The organism is Bacillus sp. SIMBA_008 (genome assembly GCF_046535495.1).
GTDB classification, from domain to species: domain Bacteria; phylum Bacillota; class Bacilli; order Bacillales; family Bacillaceae; genus Bacillus; species Bacillus subtilis.
In genome coordinates, this window is record NZ_JAWRWL010001108.1 from 1 (window position 1) to 243 (window position 243).

1 protein-coding gene is annotated in these 243 nt (G+C 28.0%); it reads right to left on the reverse strand.

The genetic code is table 11. The features are described from left to right. The coding region (locus SB658_RS26870; protein ID WP_486308229.1) for a DEAD/DEAH box helicase family protein at nt 1–242 on the reverse strand (242 nt) is incomplete at its 3' end. Between the last annotated feature and the right edge of the window lies 1 nt (nt 243).

A 243-nucleotide genomic window follows, 5' to 3' on the forward strand; every position in this document is an offset into this window, starting at 1 on the left:
CGATCAAAAATAATGACTGAATCTTTTGCATTTTTAAACTCTTTTATTTTAGCTTCTATAAACATTTTTTGATTTATTATAAATCCTTCTTTTGAATTCATATCCAAATTTAATTGTTTTCGCTTTTCTACAATTGGATATGGATTTTCATATATAATTGAAAGCCCACATCTCTCTAACCTTTTAGCCAATGTTGTCTTTCCACTTGCCATCAATCCTTGGAGTGAAATTACATATGCCATT